Source organism: uncultured Eudoraea sp., from assembly GCF_947260015.1.
Classification (GTDB): domain Bacteria; phylum Bacteroidota; class Bacteroidia; order Flavobacteriales; family Flavobacteriaceae; genus Eudoraea.
In genome coordinates, this window is the sequence record NZ_CAMYOM010000052.1 from 1 (window position 1) to 19,706 (window position 19,706).

Genomic DNA, 19,706 nt, shown 5'->3' on the forward strand with positions numbered 1-19,706 from the left:
ACCAGGATTAGCTTCGCTGTTCCTGAGAAACGCTCGTGCTGAAAATACAAAAGGCCAACTGCTATGCAGCTGGTTTTATTTTTGGACCGCACCTCAATGAAACAAGTTTCTCGCGGTCGGTCAAAAATAAATGCCTAATGTGCTTATCCGTAGCCTCACCAGGAATCGAACCTGGATCTAAAGTTTAGGAAACTTCTATTCTATCCGTTGAACTATGAGGCCAATTATAATCTGCGAATTTATAAATACTTTCTCTTATTCTTCCTGCAAGTTTAGGAAACTTCCCCCCCCCCCGGATAATAATCGGGGAGCTATCGGGGCTATCCGTTGAACCTGCCTGCGGCAGGCAGGCCCGGCATAGACGGACGGGCCCGGCATAGACGGACGGGCTATGAGGCCAAATTCTGCAATTAAAAAGTTTACAAGGGCACAAAAATAAGAATTTTTAATACGAACTTAGAAGCTCATATCTATTCTTTAATCTTTTGTTCTTTGCCAGTTTTTAATGGGTTCAGCGTGGTCCCTATAACATTCTTTGGAAACCTTCTAAGAATCATTTGCAATTTGGGGTCTATATATGTTTTACAAAATGGTTTTTCCGGATTTTTATGATAATAATTTTGAAAAGACTCAGGTGACATTCTAAATTCTTTGAAGCCATATACGCGAGTGATTAGCAGGTCTTTAAAGTCTTTTTCTAGCAGTCTTAAGATGTTTGCAGAGTCTTTTTGCTGCAATTCATTGAATGTATAAACTGCGGAACGGTATTTTCTTCGCATGGAGTGATTGGAAGTACTATTGTGTGTATAAAGATGTACTTCTATTAATTCCTTCAGAGAAATGAAACCCGGATTAAAATGGAGAATTACTGCCTCGTGAAAATCCTCTGTACCTTCGGCTGATATCCATCCTTGCTCTACCTTTATAACCCCCCTCAAGGATTGAAATATAGCTTCCGTACACCAGTGGCAACCTCCCCCAAAACCAATTTTGTCAATTCTCATTTAATCCCATATTAAGTAATATTTCCAATAAAATTCCGCGGATATTAATGGCTATACCTTTCAGACGAAATAAACTTCAAAAGTTTACAACTTTTAAGATCAACAGATGCAATTATCTATATTCTCTTGATTCTTGAAGCCTGATTTAAGAGAGATAAATTAATTAAAAGAGTCGACTTATTTTAAGTATCTTTAATAGACATTCTAAATATTAGATTATTCCAGATTATTTAATGGATGATAATAACAAAACAGATCGCATTAGATCCTTTTGGAGATTTATAATTTTCAAAATTGCAATCAAAACGGTGTTTGGTTTTGTTACTAAAAGAAAATTATTACTGCCTCTTTTTTTTCTGATAAATGCACTTTGCTGGTCCCAAAACTTAGATAAAACAGATTCTGTACGAACTACAAATCTAATAGATTCATTACTTATTGATCATGATCTTAGAAACTGGTCGGTTAGACTCTTTGGAAATATTAAAGCACAGGGGTTCAAATTATCTAACAATGAGGCCGCTTTTACTTATATTCCGAATAATTTGTACGGTATTGGAATAGGTGTAGCTTCACGTAAACTCATTCTGGATATAGGGTTTACTATAAAAGATAAAAGCACAGAAAACACAGATAGATTTGACCTTCGGGGTGGATTTATCTTTAATCAAAGTGTTATAGATTTTTATTTTCAGATTTACGATGGATTTAATATTCAAAATTCTATAAATAATACAACTGTTTTCAGAGATGACATTAAATCAATTGCCGGCGGTATTGATTATTTATACCTGTTCAATGCCGGGAAATACTCTCAGACATTATTAAGATCAGGACTTAAAAACCAAGAACAAAATATATTTTCATTTGGTGTTGGAGGTTTTTTGGTATATAATCAGATCTCGGCAGATAGTTCTGTTATTCCTATGGAGTTTGATCCTTATTTCAACGAACAGGCGAGAATTACCAATATTATTAGCTACGGGATTGGCGCAATGGGTGGTTTGGTTGGTCTCTTTAGACTCCCCTCAAATTTTTATATAGGAATAGGTGCAAAAGCTGGTATTGGCTTAACCATAAAAAATGCGGAGACAGAGACCGTTTCCTATAATCCAAGGAATCCCGTACTATATAAACTCGACGGATCGGTACTTTTTGGGTATAAATGGAACCGCTTTTACACTAATATAAGTTTACGAGGTTCTATCCATATGTCCAATCTTGGTTTCGAGAATAACGGTGCTTTTACTTTTCTAAGTGGAAAGCTAGTTCTCGGTTATAGAATAAAGGGCAACAAGAAGTCCATTTGAGGTTGATACCATTTCTATTCCAGGTAACTCTAGTTCTGGTTTTGCTCCTATTGACAAGTCGATAAGTTCCTTTGAGGTTCCTTTCAGAATACAAAAGCTGTATTGGGATAACCAAAACTAGGTACTATTAAAATATATGGCTTAATTTCCTATATTTAACCTAATATCAAATATTGGCCTTCCAATCAAAACATGACTTATTTCCAGGAGGTGAGATTATATTGAAAACAATATCATTCAACATGAATAAAAAAATAAGGCTTGCACTCATTATGTTCCTTTGCATTGCATCTGCAACTATGATGGGGCAAAAAGAAGATCTGACCTTAGAAAAAATCTATTCAACAAAAGAATTTCAAACGAAAAGTTTTGGGCCTGTTCGATGGCTGGAGGACGGTTCGGGCTATACTGCGCTTGAGCCTTCAGAAACGGCTGATGGCAAAGATATAATTCAATACAATCCGAAATCAGATGAACGCATTGTTTTAGTAAAAGCCATTTCTTTTATCCCGGAAGGCGAAGACCAACCACTTAATATCAAAGATTATTCATGGTCAGAGGATAGGGAGAAATTACTGATTTTTACTAATACAAGACGGGTCTGGCGCTACCATACACGAGGAGACTTTTGGGTGTTGAATTTAAGTTCGGGAAAACTTCAAAAACTGGGAAAATCCTTAACACCGACAACACTTCAGTTTGCAAAGTTTTCAAACGACTCCAAAAAAGTTGCCTATGTCAGTGAGCAAAATATTTATGTTGAAGACTTGGAAACCGAATTGATAAATGCACTGACTACAGATGGATTCGACAACATCATTAATGGTACTTTTGATTGGGTATATGAAGAAGAATTGAGTTTAAGGGATGGTTTTAGATGGAGTCCTGACAGTAAAAAAATAGCTTACTGGCAAATGGATACCAAGGGTATTGGAACATTCTATATGATAAATAATATTGATTCTATCTATCCCAAATTAATCCCCATTCCTTATCCAAAAGTAGGTACAACCAATTCCGCTTCTAAAATTGGTGTGGTAGATGTTGTCAATAAAGAAACGACCTGGATAGACATTCCCGGTGATCCCCGTAATCATTATTTGGCACGGATGGATTGGGCTAAATCTTCAGAAGAAATTATAGTGGAACAACTCAACAGGAAACAAAACACAAACAAAGTTTATTTTGGAAATGTCCGAAATGGTACATCCAAAATTATCCATACCGAAAAAGTGGATGCGTGGCTGGACGTTTATGACGATTTAACATGGTTAGATAATGGCAAATATTTTACCTGGCGAAGTGATAAAACCGGGTGGTTACATTTATATAAAGTTTCCAGGGATGGTAAAGAAGTCATTCCAATAACTCATGGAAATTTTGAAATAGTCACTTTATTATCCATAAATAAAAAAACCGGATGGATCTATTACATTGCCGCCCCGGACACTCCTACTGAGCGATATCTATTTAGAAGTAAGCTTAATGGTAAAGGAGAGCCGCAACGTCTCTCTCCTTCAAATCAAATTGGGCATCACTCCTATAAAATTTCACCTGATAGTAAATACGCCATACATACATTTTCAAGCGTTAATACCCCTCCACAGATTCAACTAGTGAGCTTACCAGACCATAAAGTTTTGAGAATACTTGAAGATAACCAGGAGTTAAGAACCAAACTTCAAAACCATAAGATTCCAACAAAAGAGTTTTTTAAACTCAAAATTTCAGAAGAAATAACTTTTGATGGTTGGATTTTAAAGCCTCTCAATTTCAATCCGTCTAGAAAATACCCGGTCTTATTTTATGTCTATGGAGAACCTGCCGGAAGTACTGTTCAAAATAATTATAGCCGTGATTTATTTAATGAATTTGTAGCGCAAAAGGGATATTTAGTTATAAGTATTGATAACCGGGGTACTAAGGTTCCCAGAGGGCGGGAATGGCGAAAAAGCGTATATAAAAAAATTGGAATTATCGCGACGGAAGACCAGGCAGCAGCAGCCAAAAAAATTATGGAATGGGATTTTGTTGACCCGGACAGAATTGGAATCTGGGGTTGGAGTGGTGGCGGATCCATGACACTGAACTGCATGTTTAAATACCCCGAAATATATAAAACCGGAATCGCCATTGCGTTTATAAGTGATCAAAAATTATATGACACCGTTTATCAGGAAAGGTATATGGACCTGCCAAAAAATAATGAAGACGGTTACAAACAAGGTAGCCCTATTACGCATGCCAAAAACCTGGAAGGCAACCTTTTATTAATCCATGGTTCGGGGGATGACAACTGTCATTATCAAAGTTGCCAAATGCTTGCAAATGAGCTAATAAAACACAAAAAATATTTTTCAATGATTGACTATCCCATGCGGTCACATAGTATTTCCGAGCGGGATAATACTTCGCTGCATTTACGAATGAGCATGTATAATTATCTAAAGCAAAATCTTCCGGCAGGAGAGAAATAATAACATATTCAGGATAAGGATTAAAAGTATGTTTCCAAAAGAGACCTATATTCAAAGGCGTGAAAAATTAAAAAAAACTGTTGGTTCAGGAATTATTCTCTTATTGGGAAATAATGAAAGCCCAATGAATTTTACGGATAATACATTTCATTTCAGGCAGGATAGCTCGTTTCTTTATTTTTTTGGATTAAATCTACCAAATCTTGTCGGTATATTAGATTGTGATTCTGGTGAAGAATTTATCTTTGGAAACGACTATACTGTTATAGATTTTGTTTGGATGGGACCCCAACCCACTATTGCCGCACAAGCCAGCCAGGTAGGAATTTTTAAAACCGGCACAACTTCTCAACTCCTTGAAAAATTAAACAAGGAATCTAAAGGGAAAAGAATAATACACTTCCTTCCCCCCTATCGTCCGGAAAATAAACTTAAACTTTTTCAATGGTTAAGGATTTTACCAGAAGAACAGCAAAGGGAAGTTTCAATTGATTTAATTAAGGGAATTATTAATCAGAGAAATTACAAATCTGATGCCGAAATAATTGAGATCACAAAAGCAATCAATACCAGTGTAGCTATGCATAAATTGGCTATGAGATTGGCTAAGCCAAATATTTCTGAAGCACAGATAGCAGCGGCAGTACAAAATATTGCGAAGGCTGCCGGCGGTCACTTGTCTTTCCCTGTTATTGCTACAACTAATGGAGAAGTTTTACATAATCACCATTATGGAAATATTCTAAAAAATGGAGATCTTTTCCTTTTAGATGCGGGTGCAGAAACAGCTATGGGATATAGTGGTGATTTATCAAGTACAATTCCTGTATCTGGAAAATTTACATCAAGACAGAAAGAGATTTATAGCATTTGTTTAGAAAGTCATAATACAGCTATTGAAATGTTGCGCCCGGGGATACCTTTTAAAGAAGTGCATTTTGGTGCAGCCAGAGTAATTGTCAATGGTTTAAAAGATTTAGGTATCATGAAAGGTAATGTTGAAGATGCAATTACGAATGGCGCACATGCCCTGTTTTTTCCTTGTGGAGTTGGTCATATGATGGGACTTGATGTACATGATATGGAAGACCTGGGTGAAGTCTATGTTGGTTATGATGGTGAACCAAAGAGCACACAATTTGGATTAAAATCATTAAGACTTGGACGAAAGCTAGAGCCGGGATTTGTAATTACAATTGAACCGGGTATTTATTTTATTCCTGAATTGATAAATCAATGGAAGTCTTCCAAAATAAATTCAGATTATATAAACTTTACCAAATTAGAAGCCTATAGATCGTTTGGAGGTTTGCGTAACGAAGAAGATTTGTTAATCACAGAAAAAGGGTATAAACTTCTTGGTAACCCAAAACCCAAAAAAATTGCAGAGGTAGAAACAGAATGGGCCAAAGGTTTGTAATAATTCTTATTTAAGGAGTTGATAAAGGTTTTTTTAATGCTAGTTTTTCTTTTATGGCACAGGCAGTTTTTGTTGCAGCAAGTCCCCCTTTACCGGTACATTTTACGCAAGTGGGCATTTGGCTGCTAACCTTTGAAACCGTCTCAATAACCTCATTTAAAGGTATCAGGGCATTAAAGCCCGCACAAGACATTGTTGCAGATGACAACGCATTAACAGCGGCGCTAATATTTTTCCCTAAACAAGGTGCTTCCACCCTATCTGCGATAGGGTCACAAACCAGGCCAATCATATTTTGAATGGCCATGGAGGCGGCATCAACCGCCTGTCTGGCAGTCCCTCCAAATAATTGCACTATTCCGGCTGCGGCCATCCCTGCAGAGGCACCACATTCAACCTGGCAACCATGCTCTTCTGCAGAAAACCCGGGGCCCATTGCAAAGTAGGCACCTATAATCCCGGTAGCAAAATAAGCGTTGATTAATTCTTCATGAGTTGCATTAATATCGTCGGCCACCGCTCTTAAGACGCCTCCAACTACACCACAGGAACCCGCAGTTGGATTTGCAACAACAACTTCCATGGCACTTTTCGACTCCATAATTGCCGAAACATTAGCAATGATTTTATTTATAATTGAGTTTTGTAAAATTTTTCCAGTCTTGCGGGCGCTATCAATTAAATGCGATTGTTGAGGTAAAATCCGATCTTCATATACCGTGCCGGCTAACCCTTTTTCAATACTATTTTCAATTATTTCAACCAGACTTCTCATTCTGTCAACAACAACTGAATCCGTTAACCCACTTTGGGCCCTTTCATAAATTAATCCTATTTGTCCTAAGTCAAGATTCTGTTTTTCGGCATATTCCAGCATAGACGATACCGTAGTAAACGGAAGTTCAATCTCATTTCCGGCAATAATGGGAAGAACAGGATTGGCCAGAATTACATTATCAAATAATAAAGTACTTCTTAAAAGATTAATTACCTCACCCGAAATTTCCTCAGAAAATTTTAAATTAATCAGTCGTTTATCCTCATTAAAAGATTCAGACAATATTTGATTCTCAGGGAATAAAGATTTTAAAATTTCAGGAAATTCATCTTTCCTGTTATTAAAAAGAAGTAATTCATAATAATCCCCACAAATACTTACTTCAAAGCCATCAATTTCCTGAATTTCAAAAGAGCCACCTCCTAAGGATGCCATTAAAACCCGAGTGCTTTTTCCGTTAATTCCCTCCAATGTTAAACGGACAGTATTTACATGTTTTGTTTTAAACGAATCTATTTTATAACAGATAGAAATGCCCATTTCATCTGACACTTGCTCTGTATTTTTCATTCTATCATCAGTCATATCCAACCCCAATAGGCCACCATCTATACCCAGTGTGGTTCCTTGCTCTCTATAATTTGGTGCCCAGGCACCATCCTTATCAAAATCAATATTGGCGTTTTTTAAGGGCTCATTTAATAAATCGAGGCACATTCTGGCTGCTCGCCATGATGCTGCCGTGTGTGAGCTGGAAGGGCCACGCATTACAGGGCCAATTACATCGTTGAAAATCCCCGGGTTCTTTTTCATAATTTATTCTTCTTTATCTAAATAAGTGAATTTATTTAATTCATCCTATCTTTCTGTGGCTAAATTTAAAAGATTAACTTCTTCATAATCAACGGAATTATCAACATAGAACCCTGGATTTTAAATTTTAAGGCATAATAGGAGAACCTCACTGTATATTATGAGCACCTACTGAAAAAGGTATACATTTATTGCAAAAATCACTAAAAATAATGGCTGCTTATATATGTTTTGCATTAAGGTAGCGTGCAAAAAAAAGAAACCATATAGGGCTTCTTAGTAGTTGACAATCATAAAATTAAATTTTAGCTTTGATTGGTTCAATGTAAAATATTTTTGAATGAAAGTGCGTATTTTAAAATACAACCATAAAACAAAAAATATTCTTTATCCAGTGATTTTTTTTATCATTTTGGCGATGTCATCATGCAAGGAGCAAGCTAAAAAAAGTGACTCCATTGAAGAGGTTACTACTATAAATTATCTGGAAGAATCAAACGAGTCATTTGACGAACGAATGAAATGGTGGCGCGATGCCCGTTTTGGAATGTTCATCCATTGGGGTCCTTATTCGGTGCCTGCCGGAGTTTATAATGGTAAAGAAGTGGATAATGTCGGTGAATGGATAATGAACAGTGCCCAAATTCCGATAACTGAGTATGAAGAATATGCGAAACAGTTCAATCCACTGAAATTCGACGCAAAAAAATGGGCTCGCACAATGAAAGAATCAGGTATGAAATATATGGTGATCACCTCCAAACACCATGATGGTTTTGGCCTATGGGATTCAAATGTATCTGATTATGACATTGTAGATTTCTCCCCTTATGGCCAGGATATATTAAAGGCACTTTCTGAAGCGTGTAAAGAGGAAGGCATCAGGTTTGGAGTTTACCATTCCATTATGGATTGGCACCATCCACAGGCCCAGGGACTCAATTATCCGGAATACAACACACAAGATTCACTAAAGATGAATTCTCAATTCCCGGAGTATTACACCAATTATTTAAAGCCACAAGTAACGGAGCTTATAGAGAATTATGACCCTGAAATAATATGGTTCGATGGGGAATGGATACTCGAATATACCCATGAAATGGGGCAGGAAATGTACCAATATCTTCGGGAGTTGAAACCTGGAGTAATCATCAATAATAGGGTCGATAAAGGACGACAGGGAATGCAGGGCATGAACAAGGAAGATGATGATTATGCCGGCGATTTTGGTACTCCGGAACAAGAGATATTGGAAGGGATTGCCAATGTTGATTGGGAGTCCTGTATGACCATGAACGATACCTGGGGTTATAAATTGAACGACCATAACTGGAAATCTGCAAAGGTGTTGATACATAATTTGATAGACGTAGCATCAAAGGGGGGCAATTATCTTTTAAATGTTGGACCCACTTCCGAAGGCGAAATTCCTGAACCTAGTTTAGAAAGACTCCAGGTAATAGGTGATTGGCTGCGTACTAATGGTGAAGTAATATATGGGACAGAAAAACTAAAAGCACATTTTAAGCAAGGTGACGACATACGCTTTACAAAAAAAAGAGGAGAACAGATTATTTATGCCATTTCTCTAAAATCTCCAAAAAAAGACCTTGTGCTGAAATACGTGAAACCTATGGAGGGTGGCAAAATAGAACTAATTGGATATGAGACTCCTCTTAATTACACGTATTCAGAAGAGGAAGGACTTTTAATAAATATACCTGAAGATGCTATTAGTACCACCGGCAACCAATATGCATGGTCCTTTAAAATCCATGGAGTAGAAAGAACCACAAAATGAAACCTGGTTGTTTTGTGTAAATTAAAGGCCTCCTGCGGACAAATACCATTTTGATAAATTAATGGGATACCCGATTTCCTTTAACGTATTCCGTAGTATTGGTTTTGATATGCTCTTTCCTTAAGTGGTCCTAAAATATTTCTCATCGCATGCCATCCCTCTTGCAAAGGAAATTTTTATCAAAAAACAATCGAAGTAGCATATCCCAATTTATGAATCCTTGCTGAAAAGAATATGCGTCAAAAACAAAAAAGTCCGGCATTTCTGCGATGAAGTAGAGTAAGCTCACTTCATCGCTATTCCTCTTTGGCTAGCACAATGGACAGTACTATAATAAATTAATTGAGCCCCATCTAAGTCTTCTGTTTGCTCTACCCCGGCAGTTGTTACTGTAACAGTACCATCTCCGTTGTCACAATATTCACTAACAACTTCTTGATCTAAAATGGAAAGTGAGCATGTTTGACATTTATTAACTCCCTCATCATTATCATCACTACCACAAGCAGCAAATCCGAACACTCCTATAGCTAAAATTGCGATCTTAAGTCTTTTCATAATATTATTTGTTTTTAAATTTTGGTTGATTTTAGGTATTTTACTGGTCTTATAACTATAAAACGGATGATATAGTATGCCTGTCAGTATAAACCATAAAAAAAGTCCGGCATTTCTGCGATGAAGTAGAGTAAGCTCACTTCATCGCTATTCCTCTTTGGCTAGCACAATGGACAGTACTATAATAAATTAATTGAAAAAATTATCCATGTCCGTAAAAATTATTCCCTCAAAAAGAAAAACTTATTCTCAGGAAGAAGCGTATAAGTCTAGTTTAAATTATTTTGATGGAGACGATCTCGCCGCCACAGTATGGATTAACAAGTATGCCCTAAAAGATTCTGAGGGAAATCTTTATGAGATTAATCCGGATGGCATGCATAGAAGGATTGCCAAAGAAATAGCTCGTGTGGAGCAAAAATATCCGAATCCCCTTACCGAAGGCGAGATTTTTGATCTGATCAAAAACTTCAAATATATTGTACCACAAGGAAGTCCTATGGCGGGTATCGGTAATCCATTTCAAATAGCTTCATTGTCTAATTGTTTTGTGATTGGGAATGAAGGCACTTCAGATTCCTACGGAGGAATAATGAAAATTGACCAGGAACAAGTACAATTAATGAAACGACGGGGAGGTGTTGGACATGACTTGTCCCATATCAGGCCAAAAGGATCAGCAGTTAAAAATTCTGCTTTAACCTCAACCGGCCTGGTGCCATTTATGGAGCGATATTCGAATTCCACACGCGAGGTAGCACAAGATGGACGCAGGGGAGCTTTGATGTTATCGGTTTCAATTAACCACCCTGATGCCGAAGAATTTATCGATGCTAAAATGGAGCGCGGAAAAGTCACAGGAGCCAATGTATCTGTTCGGATTGATGATAATTTTATGAACGCCGTTGAAAGCAACAATCCTTATACCCAAAAGTTCCCGGTTCATAGTGACACACCAAAGGTTTCAAAAACCATTGATGCCAAAAACTTATGGGATAAAATTGTACATAATGCCTGGCAATCTGCAGAACCCGGAATCTTGTTCTGGGATACAATTATCAAAGAGTCGGTGCCCGATTGTTATGCAGACCTTGGCTACAAAACAGTCTCTACCAACCCTTGCGGAGAAATCCCGTTATGCTCATATGATTCTTGCAGATTATTGGCCATCAACCTGTTCTCTTATGTCGAAGATCCATTTAAGAGCACTGCGAAATTTAACTTTACCCTGTTTAAAAAACATATTGCTGCAGCCCAGCGCATCATGGACGATATCATAGACCTGGAACTTGAAAAAGTAGAGGTTATTCTGGGAAAAATAAAATCGGATCCGGAATTAGAGGAAACTAAAGTTGTGGAAGTGCGATTATGGGAAAAGATTAAAGAGAAAGCTATACAGGGCAGGCGCACAGGAATTGGTATTACCGCAGAAGGAGATATGCTGGCAGCATTGGGATTGCGATATGGAAGTAAGGAAGCGAACGAATTTTCAATTGAAGTGCATAAAACGATTGCGTTAGAGGCTTATAGAGCATCTGTTCATACCGCAAAAGATCGAGGAGCCTTTGAAATTTTCGATGCGCAACGAGAGAAAGAAAACCCTTTTATTCTTCGAATAAAAGAAGCAGATGAAAAATTATATTATGAAATGCTGGAATACGGTCGAAGAAATATTGCTTTATTGACAATTGCCCCGACCGGTACAACAAGTCTAATGACCCAGACTACTTCCGGTATTGAACCGGTATTTCTTCCGGTCTATAAACGCAGGAGAAAAGTTAATCCCAACGAAAAGGATAGTAAGGTTGCTTTTATTGATGAAATGGGTGATTCATGGGAAGAATACGTAGTGTTTCACCATAGGTTTAAACAATGGATGACCGTAAATGGATTGGATACTGAAAAAGAATACAATCAGGAAGAGCTGGATAAGATTGTGGCCATATCCCCATATAATAAAGCTACTTCCAATGATGTGGATTGGTTAAGTAAAGTTCGTTTACAAGGCGCCGTTCAAAAATGGGTGGATCATTCTATAAGTGTTACCATAAATCTTCCCAATGAAGTCACTGAAGAGATGGTGGGCAAGTTGTATATGGAAGCATGGAAGGTTGGCTGTAAAGGAGTCACGGTCTATCGCGATGGCTCAAGATCAGGAGTGTTGATATCCAATGAAAGTGAAACTGAAGAGACACTTAACACCTATCCGACCAAACGCCCTCAGGTCCTGGAGGCAGATGTGGTACGATTTCAAAACAACAAGGACAAATGGATTGCTTTCATTGGTTTAATTGAAAAGCAACCGTACGAAATTTTTACTGGTTTGGCAGATGATGAAGACGGGATTTTAATCCCACGATGGGTAAATGACGGGCTGATTATTAAGAACAGGGACGAAGATGGAACCTCTCGTTATGATTTTCAATACAAAAGCAAAAGAGGGTATAAAACAACCATTGAAGGCCTTTCACATAAGTTCAATCCGGAATATTGGAATTATGCTAAACTTATTTCCGGCACAATACGACATGGTATGCCCATTGTAAAAGTTGTTGACCTTATCAGCAGTCTTCATTTGGAAGGCGAATCACTAAATACCTGGAAAAATGGAGTAGCCCGGGCTTTAAAAAGATATGTTACCGATGGTACCGAGGCAAAAGGGCAAAAATGTGACAATTGCACATCCACTAATTTAATTTACCAAGAAGGATGTCTTATCTGTAAAGACTGTGGTTCATCCAAATGTGGATAAAATTATAGCCTCATAGATCTGAAATTTTTGTCTTTACATTAGAGGAATGGATAAAAGCCTTTATAAATCAAAAAAACCGCTCAGTAAATTGAGTGGTTTTGCTGTTTCGCAATAAAGTAATTATTGTCGTTGGTTCCCGTTAAAATGGTTCTATTACAACTGCCGGCAGGTACTTTTATAAAACTCCTTTAGATCACAACATGATCATTATCATTGCCTGGCAGGCATCAATAAATTAATTTAATATCTAAATTAACTATATAGAATACTTGTCAACTATGGGAAAAATTTTAGATAAATTAAGGAAGGAATTAACGGACCAACTCACGTTTCATATGCGTAATTTCCTAGACCAAAGAGATCCTCGTGTTGGGGACAGAATATCTTTTGAAGTCTGGGCGATTAATCAATCTGATATGGAATTAAGAGATTTAAAAGGCAGTATAACTCCTGGTAAAGCGACTAATTTCATCCCAAGCACATTCAAAATTCCTTTTTTACCCGCAAATGGTAAATTGTTGGTAAAAGAATTTAAAAACATTGAAATTACTGGTAATCCAGATGATATTGTGCTGGGGGAACTAATTATGGACAGTATTGCTAATATTAAAGTTGAATGGAGGTCTGTACTATCTTCAATGAATCTTAAGCATAATAAAAAGGTGTTATTTAAAAAAGTCATACCTGCCTAATTCTTTTAGCCGGACTTCTTATTTTTAATATTTTACTTTGCTAATGATTGTAGGTGATTAATATTTAATTAAAATAATGGGCAGATCCGCTTACTTAATTTACCAAGAAGGATGTCTTATCTGTAAAGACTGTGGTTCATCCAAATGTGGATAAATCTATGGTATTAATGCTTTTCTTAGAATTTATAAGAGTGGTTTACTAAACCAGTAAATAATCAAATCACTTCAAAACCTGATAATGCTTAAAATATACTCCATCTTCTCCTGCATTATTATCCAGCAAGATCTTCAACTTTACAAGGACTTCGGCAATCTACTGAATGGACAGCCCAAGTAAAATGCCTTTGTATAGATAAAATCGAAAAAAATGTGTGACCTTTATACCAAAGTGTGTATATATTGTTAGGCTACCAAGAAGAATTATTTATATAGATGAATTCGAGTACAGCGCCAGAAACTTCTGCCGTTAGCATATTTGATGTTTCGGTCATAAGCGATCTTATCAAAAAGTATCGCCTATCACTGGACGAATCTTCTACAGCATTAAACCTTCAAGAAGTTATTTTTGTCGATTTTCTTGATTTTAGTAATGCTTACATCTCTCTGGCCAGTTCGGAATTTCAAAAACACAATGAAATTGTAAAGGGAGATGAATTGGGTTTGTATCTATTGCACTTTTCGCTTTCAGAACCTTTCAAAGATATGTTATTTCTTCATAGGGATGTTCTCCTTCAGCTATACATAGCCTATCACAAAAAAGTTGAAAACCTGGTCGATAAAGAGGCCATAAAAGAGCATTTCTTAGAAAGTAAGAAGATATTGCTGCAGGCCTTGGACAATTTTGAACAAAAAACACTCTTGGAACAGAAAGAAGCTGAACGTTTAAATAATACCAAGGGCGGTCTTGCCTCTAAGTTAATGCATAGACAAAACCCATGGAACATATATGAAGATCAGTTTTCCCTACTGCTGGAACAATTGATAGCCATTAATGTTTCGGGAAAATCCTTTAAGAATGAACTTGAGGTCTTTAAATCAATACGGAATTACACCGATGAAGTTTGCCAATCCATCTTAAAAGAGGCGGAACAGATGATCCTGTCTTTGGAAGATGGAATCAAAACCATAGAAGGGCTTACACAAGTCTCCCAAATAGACCAAACCGTGGTTTGGTTGGAAAATGTAGTATCGAAAATTGAACTTGACCACCCTTTGCAGGAAAATTTCACTTCTTATTTGGAATCAATGACGGCAACCTTAGGAAAGGTCAATCTTCCCATCACAACTTCCGAAGGAATGTTATTGACCAAAAAAATGGATTTGGGAAAAGCGGCGCAAAAATGGATCGATTATACTCCGTTACCCTATTTTATAGATTTATGGGAAAATCGGGTACAAGCAATTTCCTATTACAAGCTTAGGTGGTTGAATCTTGAAAACGCCTTGATGCTGGACAAAGCCAATAATTCTTTGGAAACCTTGCCGGTTCAACTCGATGGGTTTCGAAATGTTGGCACTTCCCTAAAGGAGTATCTTGAGAAACAAGAAAAAGTGATTGCAGAAATCCGAAAGGTTATGGAAACCGAGTTTTTGGGTACGAATATTTACCGTTCGGATGAATTTTTGGAGGTGTCGCTCCAATCCTCAATGTATCAATTAACATCACAACGCAAGGGATTTATAGACCGTTTTGGAGGAAGTTTTAAAAATATTCTCAACAAGCTGGGTTCAAAATATGAACATAACATAGTGGCCAATCCATCGCAAAGATTGGAACAGACGATGCTATGTATAGCCTATCGTATGTTCAAGGAGGAAAACGCCCATTATGACACAATTTTTCTAAACAAGAACTTTGTAGGTGACCTCTTTCTGGTCGATAGGCCTGATGAAGAGAACAAAATTTCGCAATCCGTAGGTATTTGGGAGTCAGGAATACACAAATCTATATTAGTACTGGGCAATCCGCTAAGTGGAAAATCTACCTTTTTGCAGAAAATGGCCAAAGAGCATTTTGGCAAACATGTTTTGTTTCTAAAGCCCGATAGTAATTTCGTCTCCGAAGGGCGAAAATTCAGTACCACAAAAGATCTAAGGGAAGCCTTAAAACAAGTTAAAAAGAGCATATACAATTCCCGCCCCGCCTTAATTATTGATGACCTGGAAGTATGGCGCAGTAAAGAACATCCGTTTTTGGAAAATGTACAGTCCCTCTTAGACTTTGTAGATTTGGAATCTGATCATGTTTTCATCATGGTTTCTGTTTCTGAAATGATGAAAAAACATTTGGATCATCGTTTGCCATTCTCAAATACATTTAGCAACTATATCAATATCGGCCAGGCTGATTTCAATACCATATACAAAGCTATTTTATTAAGAAATGGTGCTTCCCACCGCATTTTGGTAGACGAGAATGAAACTGCCTTAACAGATAAACAGATAGAACAAAACATACGAAGACTTTGTAGAACCCTCGACTTTAATTTGGGGGAAGTACTTCAAGCCTGGACCTACGGAACAACGATGATTGCCGATAACAAAGTAATCTATAAAGACCGCCACGTAGAGTTTGCAGATTTTTTCACTTCAAAGGAATTACTCGTTCTAAAATATGTTGTTCTATATACCTATGTCAATGAGATTATTTTAAAGGATTTTCTTGGAAAACGATTTGACCAGACCTATAAATCAACCTTACGCAGGCTGACCAATACCAAGGTACTCCTTCGCGATGAGATCGGCGAACTACGGATTAATTCGGTTTTGGCCCATGATATACGGGAACTTTTGAAATACCACGGAATGCTCAATTAGATGGAAGATATAACCACATTTTATTCATGGAAAGGGCTTTGGTACCTCTTACTGGTGCTTATAGTTATTTATTGGGTATTAAAGTTCGTCTCGTTCATTGTAAAGAGTTTTGCAAAGCGAAACGTCACTAACAAAAAGGTAGCCCAGTTCTTTGATAAACTATTGATACTCTATAAGCCGATCGCCTTTGTGATACTGCTTTTGGATTTTATTTCAATAAACTATATCACCCATGCCATGTTACTGCTAATCCTCGGGGTGTTCGGTTATAGTCATATAAGAAACTACATCAGCGGACTTTTTTTCAAGACCAACCCATTGGTTGAAATAGGGGTGCAAATAACTACAAATAATATTGGCGGTGAGTTAAATAGTTTACTCCCTTTTGGCATGATTCTCAACACCGAAGATGGAGAGCGATTTCTGGGATATCATACCATTGAAAAGCACGGTTTTTTGATCAATGCGGCAACGGATACCACTTTACGACAAACCGTTTATTTATATACCCCTTTTGATAAAAAGGACATATTAGACCTTCTCTTTGACAATCCCATCCTCAATTTTGATCAGGTACCAACTGTCAAATCTACCGAAAGTACCGGAATACTCAGATTGCAATACACGCTTGAAAAAGGTGCTACAACAGAAGATCTAGTTGCCTTTTTAAATGCGCATGACATTGAAACAAGTTTAACTTTTAGAACCGAATAACCATGGAAATCATTTCTTCGTACAATCTCATAATTGAAGTGTCGTTGATCATCATATTCTCTTTTTTCTTCAACGGCATCTCTAAACGTACCAACATTCCTGCTGTACTTATGCTTATTGTTCTTGGAGTGGTATTGCAATACGGTCTCAAATTTGCCGAGGTTGGAGAAATGAACTTTTTCCCTATCCTTGAACTTTTGGGTATAGTTGGGTTGATCATGATCGTGCTTGAAGCTGCACTGGAACTGGAACTAAAAAGGGAAAAATTGATGCCCATCCTAAAATCAATGGCCGTTGCTCTTATTGGCCTTGTAGTATCTGCATGGATCGCAGCATTGATTCTGTATCAGTTTATCCCTACCATGACCATGCAATCGGCATGGTTGTATGCAACGCCCTTGTCCATTTTATCAAGTGCCATTATAATTCCGAGTGTCTCCGGTTTGAAGGAAAACAAAAAGGAGTTCCATATTTATGAAAGTACCTTTTCCGATATTATAGGCATTATGATGTTCTATTTTTTGACCGCAAGATTAAACCCTGCCCAAGATTCAGGTGTTATTGGATTCACGGGAAATTTAATCTTGACCATCGTCATTGCCCTAGTGGCCAGTTATGCGATCATAATGATATTTCAAAATATCAAAAGCAATGTAAAGTTGTTCTTGCTGATTGCCGTATTATTACTACTCTATGCCGTAGGCAAGAAGATGCACCTTTCCTCGTTGATCATCATCCTGATATTCGGTCTGGTCATCGCCAATATGAAAGTGTTTTTCCAAGGAAAGTTGGCCAAATATCTCGATTTTAAAAAGGCGCACCATATTTATCATGAATTACATACCATTACTGCAGAAACGGCCTTTGTGGTACGTACTTTTTTCTTCGTCATCTTCGGTTTGACAATAGCAATCACTTCATTGTTCGATTTGAACGTAGCCTTGATCAGTACCTTGATCATCTTATCCATCTATGCGATACGATACGTGTTATTGCTCCTTTTTGTGGGCAAAGATGTAATTCCCCAGCTCTTCATAGCACCTAGAGGTTTGATTACGGTACTCTTGTTCTATGCCATCCCTTTAGAAGCACAGATAGCCGAATTCAACCAAGGTATCCTGCTCTTTGTTATCATAGGCACCAGTCTTATCATGACATTTGCAATGATTTACGACAAGCGAAGAAGTGCCAAGGCTATCGATTTGGCAAAGTCAAGAAAAGTAGGATCCGTCAGTTGGAAGGCACCAACAATAGACTAGCTGTTATAGCTGAAACAGCTACCTTATTTCATGAAATCATAAACCCACAGGGACCAACGGCAAGTGTTCTTCCAGTTATAATGCCTTTTTTCATCCTTTATTGAATAAATTTTCAGGGCGATGAAATGATCAAATTCATTAATTTCCAGTCTTATTCCCCAAAATACCAACTAATATCTACTCTAATGAAAATACTTAGTAAATGGCTTAGGACCGCAGCACTCTATTTTATAACGGTTATTCTTTTACAGGGTTGTGTGGTTTATGACCTGAAAAACCCTGTAACCCTTAATCAGGCATTTGAGCAACAGAAAAAGGTTAAGGTTAAAACAAATACTTATGAAACCATAAAATATAGGTACATTTCATTTGAAGATGGCCAGTTCTACGGTGTTAATAAAAAATCTGGTGAATTCATCAGGGTGCCATTAGACAATACTGATATCATTCAGGTATTCGTACAAAACAAATCTGCCTCAACGTGGGTTACCGTTGCCGTTATAGCAGTGCCTATAATAGCTTTGGCAATAATTGCAATTGTATTATCGCAGGATTCCATTATAGATCCTGACTTTTTAAGTGGGGCTAACTAAAGGTGACTAATTTGCATGCCTTTTTTACGATTGCAAGAAACAAAACTCTTCATAAGAGGTTATAAAAAAGGCAACATTTCTGCTACCCCTCTCATTTTAGGTGTATTTCAATAGAAACAAGCCACTCATTAAAGTGAATGGCTTTTCTTCATCTGTTGGGATAGTCAATCTCATTGAAAGTACTTCGCAAGATTAGTTTAAGCATCCTTTTCCCTTGGTTGGTTTTGAAATATGCTTCGTGGCGAAGCGCGTCTTTTTTACTAAGGAAAAACTCACAATAGATTACTATAAGAGGCCTTCTTTTTGAAGTACTTATAGTTTTTCCTGCATTATGATTTCGTATTCTTTGTTCCAGATTGGTTGTAAATCCATGATAAAGTAGAAGGTCCCTTTGGCTTTGAAGGACATATACACAGTAAGGAAGAATCATGGGCTTAAAATAGGTCGTGTCAATGCATAGGAAATGCATAAAAACAAAAAACCCATGCATTATGCATGGGTTTTGATATTGATGGCCATGAAGTAGAACAAAGTTCACTACATAGCCATAAAGCGAGCCTGTCTCTACTTCGGCGCCCCCCTCTTGGACTTCCCGCCAATGGCGGGATAAACTTCTCATCCAAGTTTTCCCACGTAAAAAAAGCCACTCACTTTCGTGAATGGCTTTGGTATTGCGATGAAGTGAGCTCCGCTCTACTTCGGCGCTCCCCCTCTT

General features: G+C 37.4%; 14 protein-coding genes and 1 tRNA gene. 10 read left to right on the forward strand and 5 right to left on the reverse strand.

Features of this window, described 5'->3' with window-relative positions; genetic code table 11:
• Positions 1 to 150: 150 nt before the first annotated feature.
• Positions 151 to 222: transfer RNA gene (locus Q0X66_RS14600), tRNA-Arg, on the reverse strand.
• Positions 223 to 470: 248 nt separating this feature from the next.
• Positions 471 to 1,004, reverse strand: a complete 534-nt coding sequence (locus Q0X66_RS14605) for a peptide-methionine (S)-S-oxide reductase (RefSeq protein ID WP_297707640.1) — start codon at positions 1,002 to 1,004, stop codon at positions 471 to 473.
• A 233-nt stretch (positions 1,005 to 1,237) separates the two neighbouring features.
• Here Q0X66_RS14605 and Q0X66_RS14610 point away from each other — a divergent pair, with 233 nt between their 5' ends.
• The 3 genes from Q0X66_RS14610 to Q0X66_RS14620 all read left to right on the forward strand — a co-directional run bounded on the left by Q0X66_RS14610 (position 1,238) and on the right by Q0X66_RS14620 (position 6,211).
• The gene (locus tag Q0X66_RS14610; RefSeq protein WP_297707642.1) at positions 1,238 to 2,314 is read left to right on the forward strand and encodes a DUF4421 family protein; all 1,077 of its coding nucleotides are present in this window, start codon (positions 1,238 to 1,240) and stop codon (positions 2,312 to 2,314) included.
• A 242-nt stretch (positions 2,315 to 2,556) separates the two neighbouring features.
• Positions 2,557 to 4,791, forward strand: a complete 2,235-nt coding sequence (locus Q0X66_RS14615; protein ID WP_297707645.1) for a S9 family peptidase — start codon at positions 2,557 to 2,559, stop codon at positions 4,789 to 4,791.
• Between the two features lie 28 nt (positions 4,792 to 4,819).
• The gene (locus Q0X66_RS14620) at positions 4,820 to 6,211 is read left to right on the forward strand and encodes an aminopeptidase P family protein (protein WP_297707647.1); all 1,392 of its coding nucleotides are present in this window, start codon (positions 4,820 to 4,822) and stop codon (positions 6,209 to 6,211) included.
• Positions 6,212 to 6,221: 10 nt separating this feature from the next.
• Here the strand turns inward: Q0X66_RS14620 and Q0X66_RS14625 are convergent, their stop codons facing one another.
• Positions 6,222 to 7,802 (reverse strand): L-serine ammonia-lyase, iron-sulfur-dependent, subunit alpha, encoded by a 1,581-nt coding sequence (locus Q0X66_RS14625; RefSeq protein ID WP_297707649.1) that lies wholly within the window; start codon positions 7,800 to 7,802, stop codon positions 6,222 to 6,224.
• Positions 7,803 to 8,142: 340 nt separating this feature from the next.
• Here Q0X66_RS14625 and Q0X66_RS14630 point away from each other — a divergent pair, with 340 nt between their 5' ends.
• Positions 8,143 to 9,606 (forward strand): alpha-L-fucosidase, encoded by a 1,464-nt coding sequence (locus Q0X66_RS14630; RefSeq protein ID WP_297707651.1) that lies wholly within the window; start codon positions 8,143 to 8,145, stop codon positions 9,604 to 9,606.
• Between the two features lie 285 nt (positions 9,607 to 9,891).
• Here the strand turns inward: Q0X66_RS14630 and Q0X66_RS14635 are convergent, their stop codons facing one another.
• On the reverse strand, positions 9,892 to 10,164 hold the full coding sequence (locus tag Q0X66_RS14635) for a hypothetical protein (protein WP_297707652.1): 273 nt from the start codon (positions 10,162 to 10,164) through the stop codon (positions 9,892 to 9,894).
• 208 nt (positions 10,165 to 10,372) lie between these two features.
• Between Q0X66_RS14635 and Q0X66_RS14640 the strand changes: the two genes are divergently transcribed.
• The 6 genes from Q0X66_RS14640 to Q0X66_RS14665 all read left to right on the forward strand — a co-directional run bounded on the left by Q0X66_RS14640 (position 10,373) and on the right by Q0X66_RS14665 (position 18,991).
• Positions 10,373 to 12,916 carry an adenosylcobalamin-dependent ribonucleoside-diphosphate reductase gene (locus Q0X66_RS14640; protein WP_297707654.1) on the forward strand — a complete coding sequence of 848 codons (2,544 nt, stop codon included), beginning with the start codon at positions 10,373 to 10,375 and terminating at the stop codon, positions 12,914 to 12,916.
• 278 nt (positions 12,917 to 13,194) lie between these two features.
• Complete coding sequence (locus tag Q0X66_RS14645; RefSeq protein ID WP_297707656.1) at positions 13,195 to 13,608, forward strand: hypothetical protein; 414 nt, start codon at positions 13,195 to 13,197, stop codon at positions 13,606 to 13,608.
• 432 nt (positions 13,609 to 14,040) lie between these two features.
• A complete protein-coding gene (locus Q0X66_RS14650; RefSeq protein ID WP_297707658.1) occupies positions 14,041 to 16,425 on the forward strand; it encodes a hypothetical protein in 2,385 nt (794 codons plus the stop codon).
• Positions 16,426 to 17,139 (forward strand): hypothetical protein, encoded by a 714-nt coding sequence (locus Q0X66_RS14655; RefSeq protein ID WP_297707660.1) that lies wholly within the window; start codon positions 16,426 to 16,428, stop codon positions 17,137 to 17,139.
• Positions 17,140 to 17,141: 2 nt separating this feature from the next.
• Entirely contained in the window at positions 17,142 to 18,398 is a 1,257-nt protein-coding gene (locus Q0X66_RS14660) for a cation:proton antiporter (RefSeq protein WP_297707662.1), read from the forward strand.
• A 185-nt stretch (positions 18,399 to 18,583) separates the two neighbouring features.
• Positions 18,584 to 18,991 carry a hypothetical protein gene (locus Q0X66_RS14665; protein ID WP_297707664.1) on the forward strand — a complete coding sequence of 136 codons (408 nt, stop codon included), beginning with the start codon at positions 18,584 to 18,586 and terminating at the stop codon, positions 18,989 to 18,991.
• A 148-nt stretch (positions 18,992 to 19,139) separates the two neighbouring features.
• Here Q0X66_RS14665 and Q0X66_RS14670 read toward each other — a convergent pair.
• Positions 19,140 to 19,706 (reverse strand): GIY-YIG nuclease family protein (locus Q0X66_RS14670; protein WP_297707666.1); only part of this gene is annotated, 567 nt, incomplete at its 5' end.

Excerpts from the sequence above, each read along its gene's own strand:
- Q0X66_RS14605 (WP_297707640.1), bottom strand. The coding sequence starts at position 1,004 with ATGAGAATTGACAAAATTGGTTTTGGGGGAGGTTGCCACTGGTGTACG.
- Q0X66_RS14610 (WP_297707642.1), top strand. The coding sequence starts at position 1,238 with ATGGATGATAATAACAAAACAGATCGCATTAGATCCTTTTGGAGATTT.
- Q0X66_RS14615 (WP_297707645.1), top strand. The coding sequence starts at position 2,557 with ATGAATAAAAAAATAAGGCTTGCACTCATTATGTTCCTTTGCATTGCA.
- Q0X66_RS14620 (WP_297707647.1), top strand. The coding sequence starts at position 4,820 with ATGTTTCCAAAAGAGACCTATATTCAAAGGCGTGAAAAATTAAAAAAA.
- Q0X66_RS14625 (WP_297707649.1), bottom strand. The coding sequence starts at position 7,802 with ATGAAAAAGAACCCGGGGATTTTCAACGATGTAATTGGCCCTGTAATG.
- Q0X66_RS14630 (WP_297707651.1), top strand. The coding sequence starts at position 8,143 with ATGAAAGTGCGTATTTTAAAATACAACCATAAAACAAAAAATATTCTT.
- Q0X66_RS14635 (WP_297707652.1), bottom strand. The coding sequence starts at position 10,164 with ATGAAAAGACTTAAGATCGCAATTTTAGCTATAGGAGTGTTCGGATTT.
- Q0X66_RS14640 (WP_297707654.1), top strand. The coding sequence starts at position 10,373 with ATGTCCGTAAAAATTATTCCCTCAAAAAGAAAAACTTATTCTCAGGAA.
- Q0X66_RS14645 (WP_297707656.1), top strand. The coding sequence starts at position 13,195 with ATGGGAAAAATTTTAGATAAATTAAGGAAGGAATTAACGGACCAACTC.
- Q0X66_RS14650 (WP_297707658.1), top strand. The coding sequence starts at position 14,041 with ATGAATTCGAGTACAGCGCCAGAAACTTCTGCCGTTAGCATATTTGAT.
- Q0X66_RS14655 (WP_297707660.1), top strand. The coding sequence starts at position 16,426 with ATGGAAGATATAACCACATTTTATTCATGGAAAGGGCTTTGGTACCTC.
- Q0X66_RS14660 (WP_297707662.1), top strand. The coding sequence starts at position 17,142 with ATGGAAATCATTTCTTCGTACAATCTCATAATTGAAGTGTCGTTGATC.
- Q0X66_RS14665 (WP_297707664.1), top strand. The coding sequence starts at position 18,584 with ATGAAAATACTTAGTAAATGGCTTAGGACCGCAGCACTCTATTTTATA.